This window comes from Exiguobacterium sp. s133, from assembly GCF_018618595.1.
GTDB classification, from domain to species: Bacteria; Bacillota; Bacilli; order Exiguobacteriales; family Exiguobacteriaceae; genus Exiguobacterium_A; species Exiguobacterium_A oxidotolerans.
In genome coordinates this window covers 235,626-253,029 of the sequence record NZ_JACSMK010000002.1, presented here as the reverse complement: position 1 = coordinate 253,029, position 17,404 = coordinate 235,626, and the positions used below count along the sequence as shown (strand labels likewise).

Annotated in this window: 17 protein-coding genes; 8 read left to right on the top strand and 9 right to left on the bottom strand. The window is 46.5% G+C overall.

Features of this window, described 5'->3' with window-relative positions:
• Positions 1-24: 24 nt before the first annotated feature.
• Entirely contained in the window at positions 25-1,866 is a 1,842-nt protein-coding gene (locus KNP96_RS03865; RefSeq protein WP_251135711.1) for an FtsX-like permease family protein, read from the top strand.
• 25 nt (positions 1,867-1,891) lie between these two features.
• The gene (locus tag KNP96_RS03860; RefSeq protein WP_214767127.1) at positions 1,892-2,521 is read left to right on the top strand and encodes a helix-turn-helix domain-containing protein; all 630 of its coding nucleotides are present in this window, start codon (positions 1,892-1,894) and stop codon (positions 2,519-2,521) included.
• A gap of 57 nt (positions 2,522-2,578) precedes the next feature.
• Here KNP96_RS03860 and KNP96_RS03855 read toward each other — a convergent pair whose 3' ends face one another.
• From KNP96_RS03855 to KNP96_RS03845, 3 genes are all read right to left on the bottom strand, one after another.
• Positions 2,579-3,013, bottom strand: a complete 435-nt coding sequence (locus KNP96_RS03855; RefSeq protein WP_214768870.1) for a hypothetical protein — start codon at positions 3,011-3,013, stop codon at positions 2,579-2,581.
• 64 nt (positions 3,014-3,077) lie between these two features.
• The gene (locus KNP96_RS03850; RefSeq protein WP_088837817.1) at positions 3,078-4,280 is read right to left on the bottom strand and encodes an ABC transporter permease; all 1,203 of its coding nucleotides are present in this window, start codon (positions 4,278-4,280) and stop codon (positions 3,078-3,080) included.
• Complete coding sequence (locus KNP96_RS03845; protein ID WP_088837816.1) at positions 4,270-5,163, bottom strand: ABC transporter ATP-binding protein; 894 nt, start codon at positions 5,161-5,163, stop codon at positions 4,270-4,272. The genes KNP96_RS03850 and KNP96_RS03845 overlap by 11 nt, the downstream gene beginning before the upstream one ends.
• Positions 5,164-5,487: 324 nt before the next feature.
• On the opposite strand from KNP96_RS03845, the gene KNP96_RS03840 reads away from it, so the two are divergent.
• The gene (locus tag KNP96_RS03840) at positions 5,488-6,096 is read left to right on the top strand and encodes an alpha/beta hydrolase (protein ID WP_088837815.1); all 609 of its coding nucleotides are present in this window, start codon (positions 5,488-5,490) and stop codon (positions 6,094-6,096) included.
• A 52-nt stretch (positions 6,097-6,148) separates the two neighbouring features.
• On the opposite strand, the gene KNP96_RS03835 is transcribed toward KNP96_RS03840, so the two are convergent.
• Together KNP96_RS03835 and KNP96_RS03830 are read right to left on the bottom strand one after the other, a co-directional pair.
• On the bottom strand, positions 6,149-6,616 hold the full coding sequence (locus tag KNP96_RS03835) for a hypothetical protein (RefSeq protein WP_088837814.1): 468 nt from the start codon (positions 6,614-6,616) through the stop codon (positions 6,149-6,151).
• A 424-nt stretch (positions 6,617-7,040) separates the two neighbouring features.
• Complete coding sequence (locus KNP96_RS03830; RefSeq protein WP_088837813.1) at positions 7,041-7,781, bottom strand: SGNH/GDSL hydrolase family protein; 741 nt, start codon at positions 7,779-7,781, stop codon at positions 7,041-7,043.
• Positions 7,782-7,824: 43 nt separating this feature from the next.
• Here KNP96_RS03830 and KNP96_RS03825 point away from each other — a divergent pair, with 43 nt between their 5' ends.
• The gene (locus KNP96_RS03825) at positions 7,825-8,892 is read left to right on the top strand and encodes an acyltransferase family protein (protein ID WP_088837812.1); all 1,068 of its coding nucleotides are present in this window, start codon (positions 7,825-7,827) and stop codon (positions 8,890-8,892) included.
• 51 nt (positions 8,893-8,943) lie between these two features.
• The gene (locus KNP96_RS03820; RefSeq protein WP_235195173.1) at positions 8,944-9,276 is read left to right on the top strand and encodes an Asp23/Gls24 family envelope stress response protein; all 333 of its coding nucleotides are present in this window, start codon (positions 8,944-8,946) and stop codon (positions 9,274-9,276) included.
• A 47-nt stretch (positions 9,277-9,323) separates the two neighbouring features.
• Here KNP96_RS03820 and KNP96_RS03815 read toward each other — a convergent pair whose 3' ends face one another.
• Both KNP96_RS03815 and secA read right to left on the bottom strand, forming a co-directional pair.
• On the bottom strand, positions 9,324-10,082 hold the full coding sequence (locus tag KNP96_RS03815) for an SLAP domain-containing protein (RefSeq protein ID WP_214768868.1): 759 nt from the start codon (positions 10,080-10,082) through the stop codon (positions 9,324-9,326).
• Positions 10,066-12,426 (bottom strand): preprotein translocase subunit SecA, encoded by a 2,361-nt coding sequence (secA, locus tag KNP96_RS03810; protein ID WP_214768866.1) that lies wholly within the window; start codon positions 12,424-12,426, stop codon positions 10,066-10,068. Before secA ends, KNP96_RS03815 begins: the two co-directional genes overlap by 17 nt.
• A gap of 295 nt (positions 12,427-12,721) precedes the next feature.
• Here secA and pgmB point away from each other — a divergent pair, with 295 nt between their 5' ends.
• Entirely contained in the window at positions 12,722-13,384 is a 663-nt protein-coding gene (gene pgmB / locus KNP96_RS03805; RefSeq protein ID WP_214767987.1) for a beta-phosphoglucomutase, read from the top strand.
• Between the two features lie 431 nt (positions 13,385-13,815).
• On the opposite strand, the gene KNP96_RS16830 is transcribed toward pgmB, so the two are convergent.
• Both KNP96_RS16830 and KNP96_RS03800 read right to left on the bottom strand, forming a co-directional pair.
• Complete coding sequence (locus KNP96_RS16830; RefSeq protein WP_256442617.1) at positions 13,816-13,950, bottom strand: hypothetical protein; 135 nt, start codon at positions 13,948-13,950, stop codon at positions 13,816-13,818.
• Positions 13,951-14,079: 129 nt separating this feature from the next.
• The gene (locus KNP96_RS03800; protein WP_214768864.1) at positions 14,080-15,573 is read right to left on the bottom strand and encodes an N-acetylmuramoyl-L-alanine amidase; all 1,494 of its coding nucleotides are present in this window, start codon (positions 15,571-15,573) and stop codon (positions 14,080-14,082) included.
• Positions 15,574-15,864: 291 nt separating this feature from the next.
• Between KNP96_RS03800 and KNP96_RS03795 the strand changes: the two genes are divergently transcribed.
• Together KNP96_RS03795 and KNP96_RS03790 are read left to right on the top strand one after the other, a co-directional pair.
• The gene (locus tag KNP96_RS03795; protein WP_029331484.1) at positions 15,865-16,266 is read left to right on the top strand and encodes a Rok-like winged helix domain-containing protein; all 402 of its coding nucleotides are present in this window, start codon (positions 15,865-15,867) and stop codon (positions 16,264-16,266) included.
• Positions 16,267-16,323: 57 nt separating this feature from the next.
• Positions 16,324-17,367 (top strand): glycosyltransferase family 4 protein, encoded by a 1,044-nt coding sequence (locus tag KNP96_RS03790; protein WP_214766783.1) that lies wholly within the window; start codon positions 16,324-16,326, stop codon positions 17,365-17,367.
• Positions 17,368-17,404: the final 37 nt, after the last annotated feature.

Sequence of the window (17,404 nt, the reverse complement as noted above, 5' to 3'; positions counted from 1 at the left end):
TACGCCCTGACGATTGTCATCGCGATGACGATTTCGACGAGCTACTGGAACTTAGTGACGAGTGCTTCGTTCCAAAATGTCGCAAAAGTCTTAAGTCAATTGAATCAAGTCATCGAACTGACGATGATTTTTGTTTTTATCGCGGAACTGATTATTTTGTTTTTCAGTATCCTGTTCATCTATGCGACGACGTATACGATGCTTGAACACCGTAAAAATGATTTACGTGTCATGCGGACGCTCGGGAGCGGATTTTCGCACTTTTTAAAGTACTTCCTCATTGAGGTTCTCCTTGTCGGCGGACTAGCGATTTCGGCGGGGTTGTTGCTTGGAGTCGTCTTGACGAAACTAATGTTGCTGGCAATCGAAAAAGTGATGTTTTTACCACGACTCGATATTGAAATCTCTGCACTGTCGTTTTTGGTACTCATCGCCGGGGCGCTCCTCGTTCTCTTAACGGCGACAGTACTCGCAATCTATCGATTCCGTCCGGATCGCCCCATTCGGACACGTTCAACATGGAAACGCCGCTTTCGTATGTCGCTGCGCGTCCTGGCGATTCTTCTGTTGTTGTACGGCTATATATTAGCGTTCGTCCAACAAACCGGATTTGTTTTGTTGTTTCCACTCGTCATTTTTATCGGTTCCTTTTTCATCTGCCGTAATGTGTTACCGACGTTGATGAAATTGTATCGTCCCCGGACGTTGTCGTTACGTAAACTCATCCTTTCTGAAATTGCGACACAGCTCCGGACGAATAGCACCCTCGTTGCCCTTGGGACGATTTTGACGTCATGTGCACTAACGGCAGTCGGGCTCGTCTTCATCTTTCAAGTAGTCGGGTTAGACTTATCTTCACAAAATCATTTTGGACTCGTCTATTATGAAGAGTCGAAAGAGCAGTCCGAACGCTTGCAAAAGATTGAAGAGACGATGGAAGAGACGTTCCCGGACAAATATCAGCAGGAAGTTCGTCTGAAAAAGAAGGGGACACGTTACGTGTTGCCTTTATCCGACTACAATCAATTATTAAACGAGCTGGGACAGAAACGACGCGAGCTGAACGACCGTGAGGCGCTTCAAATTCCAGCCCGTCCCGTTCAGTTAAAAGAACAGACACCGACGATGGAAAAAGCGCGACAGGCGATGGAACAAGCTGGATACAGATTAGTAACCCCGGCTAAACACCGCCTCTTTTTCGGTTATAACTATCGCATCGAAACGCTGTTTGTCATCAGTGATCAGCGCTTCAACGAACTGGCACAATCCCTCGCCCGGATTCGTGTTTTTGAAACGCCAGCCTATCGGGATTACGGGACAGGGGCTTGGGATGACTGGATGTCAATCGTCCGGGAAATTCAGTCGAAATCGAAGATGACGAACGAAGCGGCGGCGCCGTATCAATTAATCAATGAAACAGAAGATGAACTCGATGGGATTCGGATTGTCCGTCTTGTCTCATTCGTCGTCATTTTACTGACGGTCTGGCTCTTCGTCATCAACGCGAGTTTCCTCCACGTCTGGATGCAGATGACGGCTGAACAAGAACAAAAACGATTGAAGACGCTGTTTGCCCTCGGTTTTGATCGTCAAAGTGTCCGAACGTTTTTACTTGTGAAATATGGAGCGGTCTTGATGATTCCATACTTGATTTCCGTATTTCATGCCTGGTTGTTGTTCCAAGCCATCATTTCCGAGGCGGGTCTTAAGATGGGTCCCCTGTTCGGTGTTTCCTTGATGTGGATTGGAATCGTCACGTTTTGTTATATCGGAAGCATCTTCCCGCTCTGGGTTCGATACCCACGACACCTGCTTCAAAAGTCAGGCGAAAGTTCGATGTATCCGATACCGGATTCAAGGGTATGATAAGAGCATAGCGAGGAGGGAGCATATGCTGAATCATTCACCATATCGAGGGTACGGGGACCGGATTCGGATTTTGCGGGAACGCGCCGGAATCTCGATTGATCAGTTAGCAGATAACCTGGGTGTCGCACCTTATTTCATTCGACGAACAGAATTAAGTGAGGTCTACCCGACGAAAGCCTACATCGAGTCGTTAGCAGAAGTTTTACAAATCGATTCGAGTTATTTGGCGCGGCATATTTGGACAGGGGAATCGTTGAAGTTCGTCATGCAGGACAGCACACCGCTCGAGGAAATGCGTTTAGCGTACGAGCAGACACTGGGTCAGGATGAATCCGTCATCGAAGAACAACTCGAAGAACGGATGCGGATGTTTGACTTGATGTATGATGATGACGTGAAGCGAATTGAACAGACGATGAGTACGACGGAACAGCGAATCTTTCACGAGCTGGTCGAGTCGGTCATGGAGGCCGGAGAGCTTCGTCGGGAAGAAGCGCGGGGGACGTTTGAGATGTTCGAGGATAAACTCCCCTCGATGATTCAACTCGACGAGTATTTAGATCGTTTGACTGAGGGAGAAACGACCGAGCGAACGACGTGTTACACTCAGTATAGTAATCAGATTGAACGAATGCGCTATCATCGAAAGTGATGCGAAGTCTTTTCATTAAAAATGCCGCCCCTTCCTGAAGAAGTGGCGGCATTTGTTTTATGATCGTCGTGGAACTTGGTGATGAGAGACTCGGCTTTTTTGACGTGTCCGCCCGATGATGAAGCCGATGATTGCGTTCGCGATGACGAGAACCCATCCGACGTATCCAAAGTTGAGCGTCAAGCTACCAAGCATAGCTTGCCATTTGAAGACCATCATGAAATCTCCACGGATCACAAACCGAGCGATACAAACGAGTAACACCGTCGTGCCGGCGATGAAGATTCCCATCCAACTTCCGAAGAGGCGAGATGATTGAATGCGGATAGCGACGAACGACCAGAAAAATAGACTGACGACAAACGTCATGCCACCATAGGCAAGGACGAGCTTCCACGTCTCGCTCGCTTGTGGAAATTTCGTAAACATGACAAGGGACGAGACGATGGCGGCAGTGGTGAATAAAATAGCTGCCCAAAAACGAGACCGCATAACGTAGTTCCTCCTAAAGTTTTTCTCACTTAACGATAGCGGAAACGTCTCATCTTGTAAACCACTACTGACGACCACTTAAAATACGTCGCAGTTGCTTGAGCGGGTTCGATCCATAGAACAGCACACCGCCTCGATAAAATTTCGTTCCGACGAACAGGGCAAGGGCGATGCTTACCCCCATTAAGCCGATGGATAAAAGGATTTGCCACATCGGGACGTCCGTCAGCATGACCCGTAAGAACATCAACATCGGGGTGAAGAACGGAATGAATGATAAGACGACGACCGCTTGATTTGTTGGAGCGTTTAAACTAAAAATGGAAATCATGAACGCGGCTACAATCAGCATGATAACGGGTATCGTTACTTGCTGTGCATCTTCGACCCGACTGACGAGTGAACCGAGTGCGGCGAGCAACGTTGCATAAAGGAAGTAGCCGAGTAAGAAGAATACAAATAAGTAGACAACTGTTTGAATGCTTAAAGAGTCGAGTGATAGTTGGTCAAACAAGCTGCTTTTTTGTCCACTGTAGTAACCAACGCCAACAAGCAAAGAAAGTTGAATGATGCTGACCGTTGCAATGGATAAAATTTTTGCAAGCATATGTTGAATCGGACTGGCAGCAGAGATTAACAGCTCCATGACACGTGATGATTTTTCATTGGCAATCTCGGTTACAATCATTCCGCCATAAATTACAATCGTAAAATACATTAAGAACAGCAAAACATACACGAGGGCAGAAGCGGCAAACAGTTCGTCCTCATTTTTTCCGCCAGTGGATGTTAACTCTTGTTTTGTTGTAATAGGAGCAGCCAATGCGGCGAGAATCGCAGGATCAACATTTGATTCAGAAATGATTTTTTGATCACGAACCAGTTTTAGTGCCGTTGACAGTTGAGTTTTCAGGGATTGTTCCGGACTCTCACTAATTAATGTGACAGCGTAAGGATCGCTCGTCATCAACGCAACCACTTCATATGTGCCGTCTTTAACGGCATCTCGTGCTTCCTGTAATGAATAATCTTTCTGATCGATTTCGGATTTTATCCCACTTTCTTTTAGAACAGGAACGATGTCCGCATCCAGTGAACTGACAACAGCGATTTTAGGTTCGTCTCCTGCAAACCAGTCAATGATTCGTTCGATATTCGAAAATCCAATCAAAAAAACAATCATTAAAGCGGTTGAGATAAGAAAACTTTTTGCCCGCAATTTTTGTAATAAACTAAAGCGATACAGGGTCATAAATTTACGGTTCATAACGTTTTCCGACCTCCTCGATGAAAATGTCCTGTAGGGAGAGTTGATCCCAGACGAAACGTTCGACGTGGAAACCTTCTGTAATTAAATGGCGAAGTAATCCGTCGGCGGCTTCTTTCGATTCGACTTGGAGCGTGTAGCCGGTGCCTTCCGTCTCGACCTGTAAAATACCAGGCAGTGCATCCCATAACAATGGTGGGGCATCGGTTGCTAACAAAACACGCGTTTTTCCGTAGCCTGCTTTGATGTCTGGTAAGTAACCGGCGACAACAGGTTTTCCGTGATCTAAAATCGCGACATGTTCGCATAATTCTTCGACATGATCCATCCGGTGACTCGAGAAGACAATCGTCGTCCCGTCCGTCGTCAGTTTCCGGACCGCTTTTTTAAGTTGTTCGACGTTGACAGGGTCAAGTCCGCTGAACGGTTCATCGAGAATCAACAGATCCGGCTTGTGCAGGACGGCAGAAATCAATTGAATTTTTTGCTGATTCCCTTTTGAAAGCTGTTCGACACGCATCTTTTCATATTGAGGAATTTGAAAGTAATCCAACCACGCCACTAGAGATGCTTTAGCCTCTTTACGCCGCATCCCACGAAGCTCGGCTAAAAAGATTAATTGCTCGTCCACCCGAATCTTTGGATAAAGACCGCGTTCTTCTGGTAAATAGCCGATTTGCGAGAGGGGGATGGCTTTTCCTTTCCAGGTGATTGATCCTGTCGTCGGCTGTAAGATACCGAGCAACATCCGGAACGTCGTCGTCTTTCCGGCACCATTCGCGCCAAGTAATCCGAAAATCTGTCCTTCCGGAACTTGAAACGATAGCTCATCGACGGCTGTAAAATCGCCGAACTGTTTTGTGATGTTCTGTAGTTCTAGCATGTGAACCTCCTTGGTAGACTAAGTAGTCACTTCTCTTTACATTGTACCCTTACGTTAAAACTGGTTAAAGGTTCCATTTTTAAAATTTATATAATTGAGCATTTTTGTTTACTTTTAGTAATTTAGTTACTATTATTATATTAAGGATAAAAGGGAGTAACTAGGTAATCGTCATGAAAGCGCAACGGACAATCCTGGTTTTGCCGTTGATGAAGCATTCGAAGCACTCGGTGAAGACTTAAAGTTGCCGGAACAATTTGAGGCGCACCGGGTGCAAATCGCGCAACATGCCGCACCAATCACAGTCAAGAAGGGGAGACTCGTATGATACATCTTTTTGAACAACCTAAAAAACAAGGCGCACCGATTTTCTTGCTTCTCCATGGCACGGGTGGATCGGAACAAGATTTAATCGGACTCGTCCAATTGCTTCATCCAGATGCCGGTTATCTCTCCGTTCGTGGAGCAGTCACGGAAAATGGGATGCCGCGTTTCTTTAAACGCTTGGCAGAAGGCGTCTTTGACGAAGCCGACTTAGCCTTACGGACAAAAGAATTGATGGCATTCATCAAAGAAAAAAGTGAGACGTATCAATTTTCCGTTCAGGAATTAATTCCCGTCGGTTACTCGAACGGTGCGAATATCGCAGCGAACATGATGTTTGAAGAAGCGCTGTTCGCACAAGCGATTTTGCTCCATCCGATGGTACCGCGTCGTGGCATCCCGTTGCCAAATAGTGAAGGCGTCAACGTCTTCATCGGAGCGGGGGCAAATGATCCGATTTGTGCCGCAAGTGAGACGGAAGAACTAAAAGCACTATTTGAAGGTGCCGGAGCGCATGTCGACGTGACATGGTCAAACCACGGACATCAGCTCGTCATGCCGACGATTGAAAGCGCGGCATCCTGGTTAAACAATCAATTGACACAATAAAAAAGCATTGAGAACTCAAGGGGCAGAATCCTGAGTTCTCAATGCTTTTTTCTTAAGCTGGATGGTCACTTTTCGGACGAGAATAAACAATCAAGATTCCTCGCTCAACGAGTTGCATTGCGAGTGTCTCTTTTGCTTCTTCAGAAATTTTCGTCTGTGTGATATGTTTGTACAGGTGCCGTAGTTCGCGACGCATCGGTTTGCGGACGAGCCACATGCTGTCGATGATCGAACACCACGTCAGGACGGTTTCTTGACCGATATAGAATTGCTTTTGCCGATTGAGATAACGAATCCACCATTCATCGCGAAGCATCTTTAAAGTAACGCCGGTAACAAAGACGATCAGAAATGTCAGTGGAATTGTTTCATACAAAGGAAGACTTGTCAGGACATCGCGAAGTCCTGTGACTAAGCTGAGCATCATCCAACCAATGAGCCCGATGACGAGCCAATAACCAAAGTTGAGTGTACTTCGTCGTTGCATCATGAGTTTCGGTTTCAAGAGTGGAGTGGCCATCAGAATCACCTCCTTGTGAAATAATCGAATTTTCTGACAATTTATAGTTGTCCTTCTACTATAGTTACTTTTTCCCTAAACGTCCAGTCATTAGACATGGAAAATGTGTTTCTTTCTTGACGATTTTCGTGTACGCTAAAAAAAGAAAGTGAGCGGTTACATTAAAGGAGGAAAACAGATGGTGGATCAAGTCGTTTGGATCGCGGTTGGTATCGTCGCAATCGCTGTGTTCACAGCTTCAAGCGTTGCTGCGTACATGGGCGTTAAAAATCAAGAAGACTAAGAATTGGTCAGGCATCAGCCTCACCGAATCTTTACAAGCTCAAAGGACGATTCCGCTGTCGGAATCGTCCTTTTTAGATTTTTGAATACAATCAAAGCCAACCGAATGACAAGCGCATCATTCGGGTCGGCCGAGTAGAGCTTATTTATTTTCCGTCACATCTATCTTTTCTGCATACGGTTTTAAGGCATCGCTCCACCGCAAGTAACCGCCACCGACGAGGTGCAACCCATCATACGTCATCCGATTTTGGAGGTATCCTTGATCGTTCGTCAAGACCGGCCGTAAATCGACGAAGTCGGCATCGACCGATTCTGCGAGCTGCTTCAAATTACGGTTCAACGCTTCGACTTCACGGTTGACCCGGACGGAGTCGGAATATTTCGGTGCGACGGGGACCGTTGACTGGATGACGACGTCGATGTTATTTTTTCGGAGTGTCGTCACGATCGTCGTCATATTCTCTGTAATCTTAGAGACGGGTGTGAAGTGCCGGATGTCATTGATACCACCCATCACGAAAACTTGTTTTGGTTCTAACTCAAGAATTAGGTCAAGTCGTGTCAAAAATCCTTCCGTTGTATCACCGGGAATCCCGAAATTAACGATCGATGAATCATTCATCAAAATCCGCCAGTCACCAAAATGTGTCATCGAATCACCTAACATGACAGCATTCGGAGATTTTGGGTATTGATAAGTATGGAAGAGACTATTCAATCGGACATAGTTGGAGTTTTTTGTGTATTGGAATGTCGTAACCGGTTTCGAACTCATTGCAGGGAAGACGTCTTCGATTAAATCAAGTGGTTTACGTCCGAACAGTAGTGCAAGGAGAACGATGTTTATGACAACCGAGAGAATCAATAGTGCTTTTTTCATAAAACAATCGTTCCTTTCAGAGGAGTATAAGGGGTAGTGTAACATGAATCGAAATCCATGGTTCGACAATATTAAAGGATTTCTTGTCATTTTCGTTGTCATTGGTCATATGCTGACTGATATTCGGTTCGACTATGATGGCAAGGTACTCGAGACGGTCTATTTAATTATTTATTCGTTCCACATGCCATTGTTCATCATTTTGAGTGGCTACTTCTTTCGCGAAAACAAGTACTTACGGGTGATTCAATTATTTGCCGTCTATTGTGTCTGGCAAATTTTAATCGGGTCGTGGGCAACCTTTGGGGAAGGGTTACCCTTATTTTCCGGTCAAAATATCGGGACGCACTTGTTGCGTCCGTACTGGGCGCTTTGGTATTTGTTCGTCATGGTCGTCTGGTACATTGTCACACCATACGTCGTGCACTTGAGAGGATATATCTGGTTCGGTTTAGCGTTCGCCCTGTTATACGGCTTCGAACTTGAGAATACAGGATTCCTGGCATTACGGAAGTTAATCATGTTCTATCCGTATTTCTTATTAGGGAACTATCTCTCGGAACACGAGTTTATCCGGATTTTCGAGATGCCGAAAAATTTCAAACGCCGGATGAACGTCCGCTTACTGGGCGGACTCGCGTTTACTTCCGTCGTCGGTTTTTTATTGTTTCAAGCCTGGCGGGATACACCGCAAGAAGTCGTCGATCTTGCAAATGCCTTTAAACACCGTTTTCCTTACGTCGAACAATATGATAGCGATGCCTGGGTCGGGGTACTGAAGCATAGCGTCATCTATTTCTTATCGATCACGGCGTCACTCGGGTTCATGATGCTTGTGCCGATGCGCAGGCTTCCACTCGTGACCCGGGCAGGGGAGCTGAGTCTCTACGTTTATCTTTTACACGTCTTCTTCGTCATGGCTTGGCGACAATATGTAACGGGTGCATTTGTAACAGAACCTTGGGTCGCTTTGTTGATCATTTTTGGCGTTGCGATTTTAATCGTCGGAATCATCGTTCACCCGGCAGTTGTTCGGATGTTACGCCCATTGATTGAAATTGACATCCGTCCGATTGTCGAGAAGCGGGAAGACCTTTCAAAAAAAGGTTAAATGCTATACACTTTAAAGTAGATGGATTAATAGATGAAGGGCGTGGAAAGTATGTCATATAACTTAAACAACGCGGATGGTGTCGTAAACGTTTCTCAGCAGGTAATCGAGGTCATCGCCGGAGTTGCCGTCAAGGAAACAGAAGGTATCGCATTTACGCAAGATGATTCGAAACTGCAAGAAAAACAAATGGTCAAACTCGTTAAGGTCGAAGATGTCGGAGGCGAGATTACGGTCAGCCTGGCTGTTCATATCAAGTATGGTATGTCGATCATCAAGACAGCGGGTAAAGTGCAAGAACGGATTGTGCAAGACATGGAAAACATGTTGGCATTCCCACCGAAAGCAGTCGACGTCCGCGTCATCGGATTGTTAAAAGGATAAAAAAGGAACGAGGCGCTTCGTCATTGGACGAGGCGCCTCGTTGTTGATTAGGGGAGGTAGCGGAGGGCGAACGTTTCAGTTGCCTTTGCCGAATAGTCAAACTGGAGGCGAATGGCATATTCGCTCGTCGAAAAAACAGATACAGCGGGGTGCTCGGTCTGCGCAAGCGTCGTTTCTCCGGTCACGAGTTCGAATGCCAACTGATCGAGTGTCAAAAGCTGATTACTTGGATTACGCACTAAGACAATCGCTTCAACGGAAGTCTCTTTTTTTAGAATCGATACCGGAAGGAGCGACCAACCGTCTGTCGGAGGAATCGGGTGAGAAAAAGCGATTTGGCGGATCCGTTGGCGTTCAGTCTCCGAGAAGGACGAATCAATCAGCACATCGGTCAATAATTCGTTCGAAAAGACAAGTTGGACCGGATCAGTAAGTAAATCAAGGTCGACAAACACATCTTCTTCCGCAAACTCAAGCCAAAGCGGAATTGTTACCATTGGTAAAAGGACCGGTATCTCCTCGATACTAAGCGTTTTCCGGGCAATCAACTGGTCGCCGGACAGTGCAAGAACGACTAAATCATTCAGCTGGAAAGCTTGGTCAAGTGTATTTTGGAACAAGGCAATCAAGCGCAACGGCTTGTTTTCTAACCTTTGGAAGAGGTGGATTGCCATTTGACCAGGAGCGAGTCCAGGTAGTTGTGCCGCGACGTAGCGGAAGACATACTCATCTTCTTTGACGATTGGCATATCGTCCGTGAAATAGAGCGCAGGTTGAATAACCGGTGAATCAGTCGACGGTTGCATGAAGCATTCCTCCTTCAGTCGTAACACTTTCGAAGCGACAAAGACTAGAGACAATCTGTTTTTCAAAAGTAGAAATCGCATAAGTGAAGTAGTCCATTCCTTCCTGTTCAAAGATACGAACAGGTTGTTCCTGCGCATAACCGCGAAGATGAATCCCTTCCTTCAATGAATTCATCGCCGTTAAGTGACCCGTCCACTGTTCATCGAGTGCGAGCAGCATGAAGCGACGTGCTGTTTCTTCATGGGACGCAAGATGGTCTGCCATCGTGGTCTCGGTCTCTGCAATGAGTGGAGTCAATCGTTGTTTCATTTCTTCACGCGATTCGACGCGCTCGAGCAGGACCGGTTGTTGGACGAGCTGTTCAAGTTCCGATGTCAGTAATGCCAGTGGCCATTCTTCTGGAACGAGCGCGTCATGGAGATGCTCATCGACTAAGGCATGAATGACACGAGCAGCAAAGGACTGGACGAACCCTTCAAGTGACTCGGACTCAACAATTTGATTGCGAAGACGATAGATCGCGAGGCGTTGCTCACTGATGACATCTTCTAGCTGGACGAGTTCATCACGGACGCTCCGGTTGACGGATTCACATGTCTCCTGCGCATAGCACATCAACTGACGCGCCTCTTTTAACGTGACAGGACCTGCGACATCGGGAAGCTTTTTTTGAACACGGGTGAGGCGGTCTTTTGCGAAGCGGCGGGGAAGCTCGTCTTCGAGTGATAAATAGAAGCGCGTCAATCCTGGATCACCTTGGCGACCGGCCCGGCCGCGAAGTTGATTATCGATGCGGACCGACTCGTGGCGTTCTGTCCCGATGACCAACAATCCACCTTGCTGTTTGGCAGAGGCATCGAGGACGATATCCGTTCCACGACCGGCCATGTTCGTCGCAATCGTAATCCGGCCGGCTTGTCCGGCTGACTCGATGATTCGGATTTCTTGATCAACCGTCTTTGCATTCAAAATCTCATAAGGCAACTGTTCGCGCTCCAGGACGTGAGCGACTTTTAGGGATTGTTCGATTGAAGTCGTCCCGATCAATACGGGTTGTCCTGTTTGATGTGCGAGTCGTGTTGCCTGTGCGATGGCCTGATATTTTTCCTGACGCGTCAAAAAAAGGACGTCTGGTTCATCGATTCGGATTTTCGGGCGATTCGGTGGAATCGATACGACATCCATCCGGTAAGTTTTCAGGAACTCATCGCGTGAGGTCGACGCGGTTCCCGTCATACCCGAAACATGACGGTAGAGGCGGAAATAATGTTGAATCGTGATTTGGGCTGTCGTCCGGTTTTCTTCAGTCACGGTAACATTCTCTTTTGCCTCGAGTGCTTGGTGTAGGCCGTCAGATAAACTGCGCCCTTCCATTAAGCGACCTGTGAATAAGTCGACGAGGGCGATTTTATCATCTTTGACGATGTAGTCGATATCGCGTGTCAAGACGACATGCGCGCGAAGTGCCTGGATGACATAATGAAACAAGACAGCATGTTCTGCCGCAAAGAGTTGATCGACTCCGAACGTTCGCTCAATCGTCTCGATGCCTTGGTCGGTTAAGGCAACCGCTTTAATTTCATCGTCAAACGTATAATCTTCCTCTGGCTGGAACGCTTCGATGACACGACGGACGAGTTGTTGGAGCGCTTCGTGAACGGTGTCACGTTCCGCCATGATGAGGGGGGTTTTAGCTTCATCAATCAAGATGCTATCGACTTCATCGATCAGAGCAAAGCGGAGAGGGCGTTGCAACCGGTCTTCTTTGCGCATGACGAGATGGTCGCGAAGGTAATCAAAACCGAACTCCGTTCCGACTCCGTATGTAATATCGGCAGCGTAGGCGGCTCGCTTCTCGTCAAATGATAAGTCGGAATGATTGATGCCGACCGTCAGTCCTAAAAAGCGATGGATTTGTCCGATTTGTTCCGCGTCACGGCGGGCCAAATATTCATTGACGGTGATGACATGGACGCCTTGCCCGTACAGACTCTGTGTAAAACTGGCGAGCGAAGCGACGAGGGTTTTTCCTTCCCCGGTCGCCATCTCGGCGATATGTCCTTCAAGTAGCGATAGGCCACCAATCAGCTGGACATCGTAATGGCGGAATCCGAGCGTCCGCTTACTCGCTTCCCGAACAAGCGCAAATGCAGTCGCAGTAATCGCTTCGACCGACTCACCCGTCTGAAGACGTTCTTTTAAAGAAGCGGTTAAGCGGCAGAGTTCGTCATCGGTCTTCTGTTGCATTTCCGCTTCTAGACTATTGATCGACAGGACGATTTTTTCATAACGTCGCATCCGACGGCTCTGTTCGTCGAGTAGTTGTTTGACACGTTGAAACATACTAAGTCACTCCTTCAATTCCGATTCTAAAACTAACCTGATTATACCAGTTAAAAAATGTAAAACGAATAGTAAAGAGATAAATAGAGAAAACATTTATGCTTATTTGAAAGCGTTATCAATGCAAACTAATTTTTCCTGATAACTTCAAAAGGTCTAAATGAAGAAATTTTTGATAACGCTTGCAAAGAGGTGTATGAAGAGGTAAAATATTTCTTGAGGCAAGTGCAATCGTTTGCGCAAATCATTCGATTTCTTGTCTTTCATGTACGATGGATGAAAGGATGGATGTCGGATGGCACCAACGATTGAAGCGGTTATTTTTGACTTAGACGGCGTGATTACCGATACAGCCGAGTATCATTACTTAGCGTGGAAGCAACTCGGAGAGGAGCTTGAGATTCCGTTCGACCGGGATTTCAACGAAACACTTAAAGGTGTAAGTCGGACCGATTCGTTAGAGCGGATCTTGGCGCTCGGTGGAAAGCAGCATGCTTTCACGGAAGCCGAAAAAAACGCGCTTGCGACGAAAAAGAACGAGCACTACGTCGAGTTGATTCAACATATCTCAGAACAAGATCTTCTTCCGGGAATTATTTCGTTCTTGGATGAAATTCGGGCTGCTGGGCTGAAAATCGGTATGGCGTCGGCTTCGAAAAATGCGCTGACGGTCGTTGAGGCACTAAAGGTCCGACACTATTTCGATGATATCGTCGATGCGGCAACAGTTGCTCAGTCTAAACCACACCCTGAAGTGTTTTTACGGGCAGCTGAAGCGCTTGACGTCGATCCGAGTCGCTGTATCGGTGTAGAAGATGCAGCAGCCGGTATTACAGCCATCCACGCGGCAGGCATGTATGCTGTCGGCGTCGGACCGGAAACGACGTTACATGAGGCAGACTATCGTGTCGATTCGACAGATTTGCTTTCCCTTGAGCAAATCTTAGCTAATCGCTAACGACAACGTTCCATTCCCTGATGGTTCGTTGTTTCATCTGATTGACTCTTTTCATGTGAGGAAAAGGACCGCTTCCCTGAGCGGTCCTTTTTGCGTATAGACAAATTAAGCGGTTTTTAATCTTAACGGATGGTGAAAAGTTGCTTTCCTGCTTCTTCTCAAAACAAATTTTTTTCGCAAAATTCATCGGTAGATGGCAATCCTTTTAGCGTGCAGACTGTAGACAAAGTGCTATCAGGAGAAAAAGCGTCTTTATTCGTTGCTTTCCTCGGGCGAGGCGCAAGCCGTTGCTCCTTGGTCCTTACGGACAACGAGCAGGGTCTTGCCTGCCTCTGAACGTGCGTTAAAAACGCACTTTTTCCCGTAGGAGTCAACGAAATATGACGCTTTTTAGCTAATACCGTGACCAAAAAGCCGGGCATGGAGACGTTTTAGAGCGCAATCCGTTTCGAATCGCTTAGAACCGCGAAAAGCAATCGGTCGCGACCCTGCAGCTTTGCTGTAGCGGCGTGACCGATTGCCGCTTTGAAGACGAGGCGAGACAGGGAAGCGCGAACGGATTGCATCTCGATACCATATGTTTACGCTTTTTAATAGTTTGTCTACACGCTGAAAGGATTGCGCATCGGTAGATGGCAATCCTTTTTTGTGATTGTATGTCATATTTTTTAGTCGGCTCGAAGTGTTGTGGAAAATTAAAGTGTCGCGAGAATTCCATCTGCGATCGCTTGTGCGTAACGTGCCTGGTAGGCAGCGTTCGTTAACTTCGAACGATCTGTGCTGTTTGAAAGGAATCCGAGTTCTGTCAAAACGGCGGGAGCATTCGTGCCTCGGATGACCGCTAAGTTACCGAAATCCACACCGCGATTTCGCATACCGGCATAACTGACCAGCCGTTGTTGAATCGCATTTGCTAATTGAATGGATGTTGATCCGCTATAGTAATAGTTTTCGGCACCGGAAGCGCTCGTAGCGTTTGAGGCATTGATATGGATGCTGACGAAGCGAGCAGTTGCATGTGAGTTCGCCATGACGCTGCGGTCGGTCAATGTCGGATAATAGTCATTCGTATACCGCGTTAATTGTAAATCGACTTTTCCTTCGAGAAGGCTTGCGACCTGACGCGCGACGGCGAGGACGATATCGCGTTCTGTTAGTCCGACCCGTGTAGCACCGGGATCATAACCGCCATGACCAGGATCAAGGACGATCAATGGTCGATTCGAAGGAGCGGGTTGAAAGAGGGTTAAATACATCGACTCGACATAACCGGAGCGTCCGTCCGCTGTCTTGACCGCGACATAACCACGTGTTTTATGTGTACTGTTTGAGACGACGACCGGCGTACCGCGTCCGAGACGAGCGAGTTGGCTACTTGAAGAAGACGGACCGGAGCGTAATGTGACCGTACTACCTGAGCTGATGAGGACATACATTTTTGAACCGCTGTAATCGACGCTCGCCGTAGAAGAAGAGGCGGGAGAAGAAGTCCCTTTTTTCAAGTAAGTACCGATGACATAACCCGTCGATCCGTTATAGGTCACTTTATGCCACGCGCCACTTGTAGATAGCGACTGAACGACTTGAGTTTTCGGAATCGTCAAGATCAGTTTCCCGGATGCACTCGGTGCGGTACGAAGATTTAACCGTTCGGTTGTTGTATAAGCAGTCGTTTTCGATGTTGTCGAAGCCGCGACTTTTTTTAAGTAAGAGCCGGAGACGTAACCGGTTTTATTACTGTACGTGACTTTGTACCAGTTTCCATCTTTATAGCTTGAGCTGATTTTTTTACCTGTTGGAATCGTCAACAGCCGTGTCGAAGAAGTCGTCGCTGCTTTGCGTAAAGAAAGTGCTGCGGTTGTTTGATAAGTTGTCTTCGCGAAAGCAGTCCCCGTGACGACTTTCTTTAAGTATGTTCCTAGCACGTAGCCCGTCTTTCCTTGATAAGACAGTTTGTACCAATTCCCTTTACGATAAGAGGAGCTGATCTGTGTGTTTTTCGGAATCGTCGTCAACTTTTTCGACGTGGTTGTATTGGATGTCCGAAGATTTAAAGAATCTGTTGTTTTATAAGTCGTTTTCGTAAAAGAAGTACCGCTAGCTGCCGATACTAAAGAAGACGGAAACGCAACCGTGAGTAGAAGCAAAAGTACTAGTGCAAACGACAATAATTTAGTTAATTTGTCCATTAATTTTCCAGTCTCCTTTTGTGTAAAATCAATAGTTAGAACACCTTTACGAATAAAATAAGTGCTTTTGAGATAGTTTAATTTATAATTTATATGTTCCGTTCTAGCTCCTTTCTGTTAATATGAGGTGTAACCATTGTATCGGGTGTTTGATGAAAATATTACAGGATAATTAAATATTTAAAAAAATTATATATTACACAGACAATTTATAGTCTGTAATATTTCAATAAACATACAATTGAAACATAATTGAAATATTTATGTTTAATTTTGGAAGGTAGGGTAAACATGGGAACGAGTGAACACATTTATCGTGAGTTGATGGAGATTGAAGAGGAATACCGCCGTCTTCAACGGCGTGCAGAATACTTGATTGCAGAGTTGAGTCGTGGTGCTGGAGAGTATTCAAAAGAAATCGCCGTAGCACAAGAACGCCCTCTAAAACAACGGCGTGTCAATCAGCGTTACCCGCTTGAAGTGTACGTCCACCAAATCAGTGATTTGATGCGTGAACGTGAATCGATGTCGGCACGTGACATTCAAATGGAACTTGAATTACGTTACCGTCATCAAATCAGTAACATCTATCAATTGATGGCGAAAGTCGAGCAAGCGAACCCGGCAATCAAAAAGGTTGGCCGTGGGATTTATACATATGATCCGTCTGCTGAAGTCCCAATCTTCATGTGAGCCGCTCGTCGGCTCTTTTTTTTTATGATATAATTCGCGCAGGAGCGTGATGTTATTATGTTATGGACTGCGTCCATCGTCTGTTTTATCGCGGCCTTACTGATCACACCCGTCGTAAAACGCTTTGCGATTGCAGTCGGTGCCGTTGACAGTCCGGACGCGCGAAAAGTACATGTGCGAATCATGCCACGTCTAGGTGGTTTGGCGATTTATATCGCGTTCATGATTGGCTATTTTATTTTGCAACCTTCGAGTCCCTATGCGACTCATATTCTAGTCGGAGGATTCGTCATCATTTTGACGGGGGCCTTCGACGACCGATTCCAATTGAATGCCCGGTTGAAACTGATGGGACAAATTGTTGCTGCCGTCATCGTCTTAAATGGAGGTATTCGAATCGAATTCATCAATTTGCCGTTTGACCAGCAACTGTTTCTCGGTTGGTGGAGTGTGCCGTTGACGTTTCTTTGGGTCATCGGGATTACGAATGCCGTCAACTTGATTGATGGACTGGATGGACTCGCAGCCGGTGTCTCGAGCATCGTGTTGTTGACGTTGATCAGCCTCGCTGTCATCCAAGGAAATGTTTACGTGACGATCGTCGCAATTTTACTCTTGATGAGCACGCTCGGCTTTTTGTTCCACAATTTTTATCCGGCGAAGATTTTCATGGGGGATACAGGGGCCTTGTTCCTTGGATACATGCTTGGTGTCTTATCGTTACTCGGTTTTAAAAACGTGACCTTGTTCTCGCTTGCCGTTCCGGTCATCTTGCTCGGGATTCCGATCTCCGACACGTTGTTTGCAATCGTCCGGCGTGTTCTTCAAGGGAAACCACCGTTCGCACCAGACAAAGCCCACCTGCATCATCGTCTGCTCGATCTTGGATTTACGATGCGCCAAGCTGTGCTCGTGATTTATGGGTTGTGTGCGATTTTCGGCATGACGGCGATTTTATTTTCACAAACGAATTCCGTCGGGGCACTCGTTTCGTTAATCATGTTATTGATTGTGCTCGATATCTTAGTCGAATCGCTGGGACTACTTGGCGAACGCTATCGTCCGTTATTGAATTTACTCGAACGACTTACATCAAAATGACCAATCAGCCGCTCAAAATTTGATTTTTGGGCGGCTG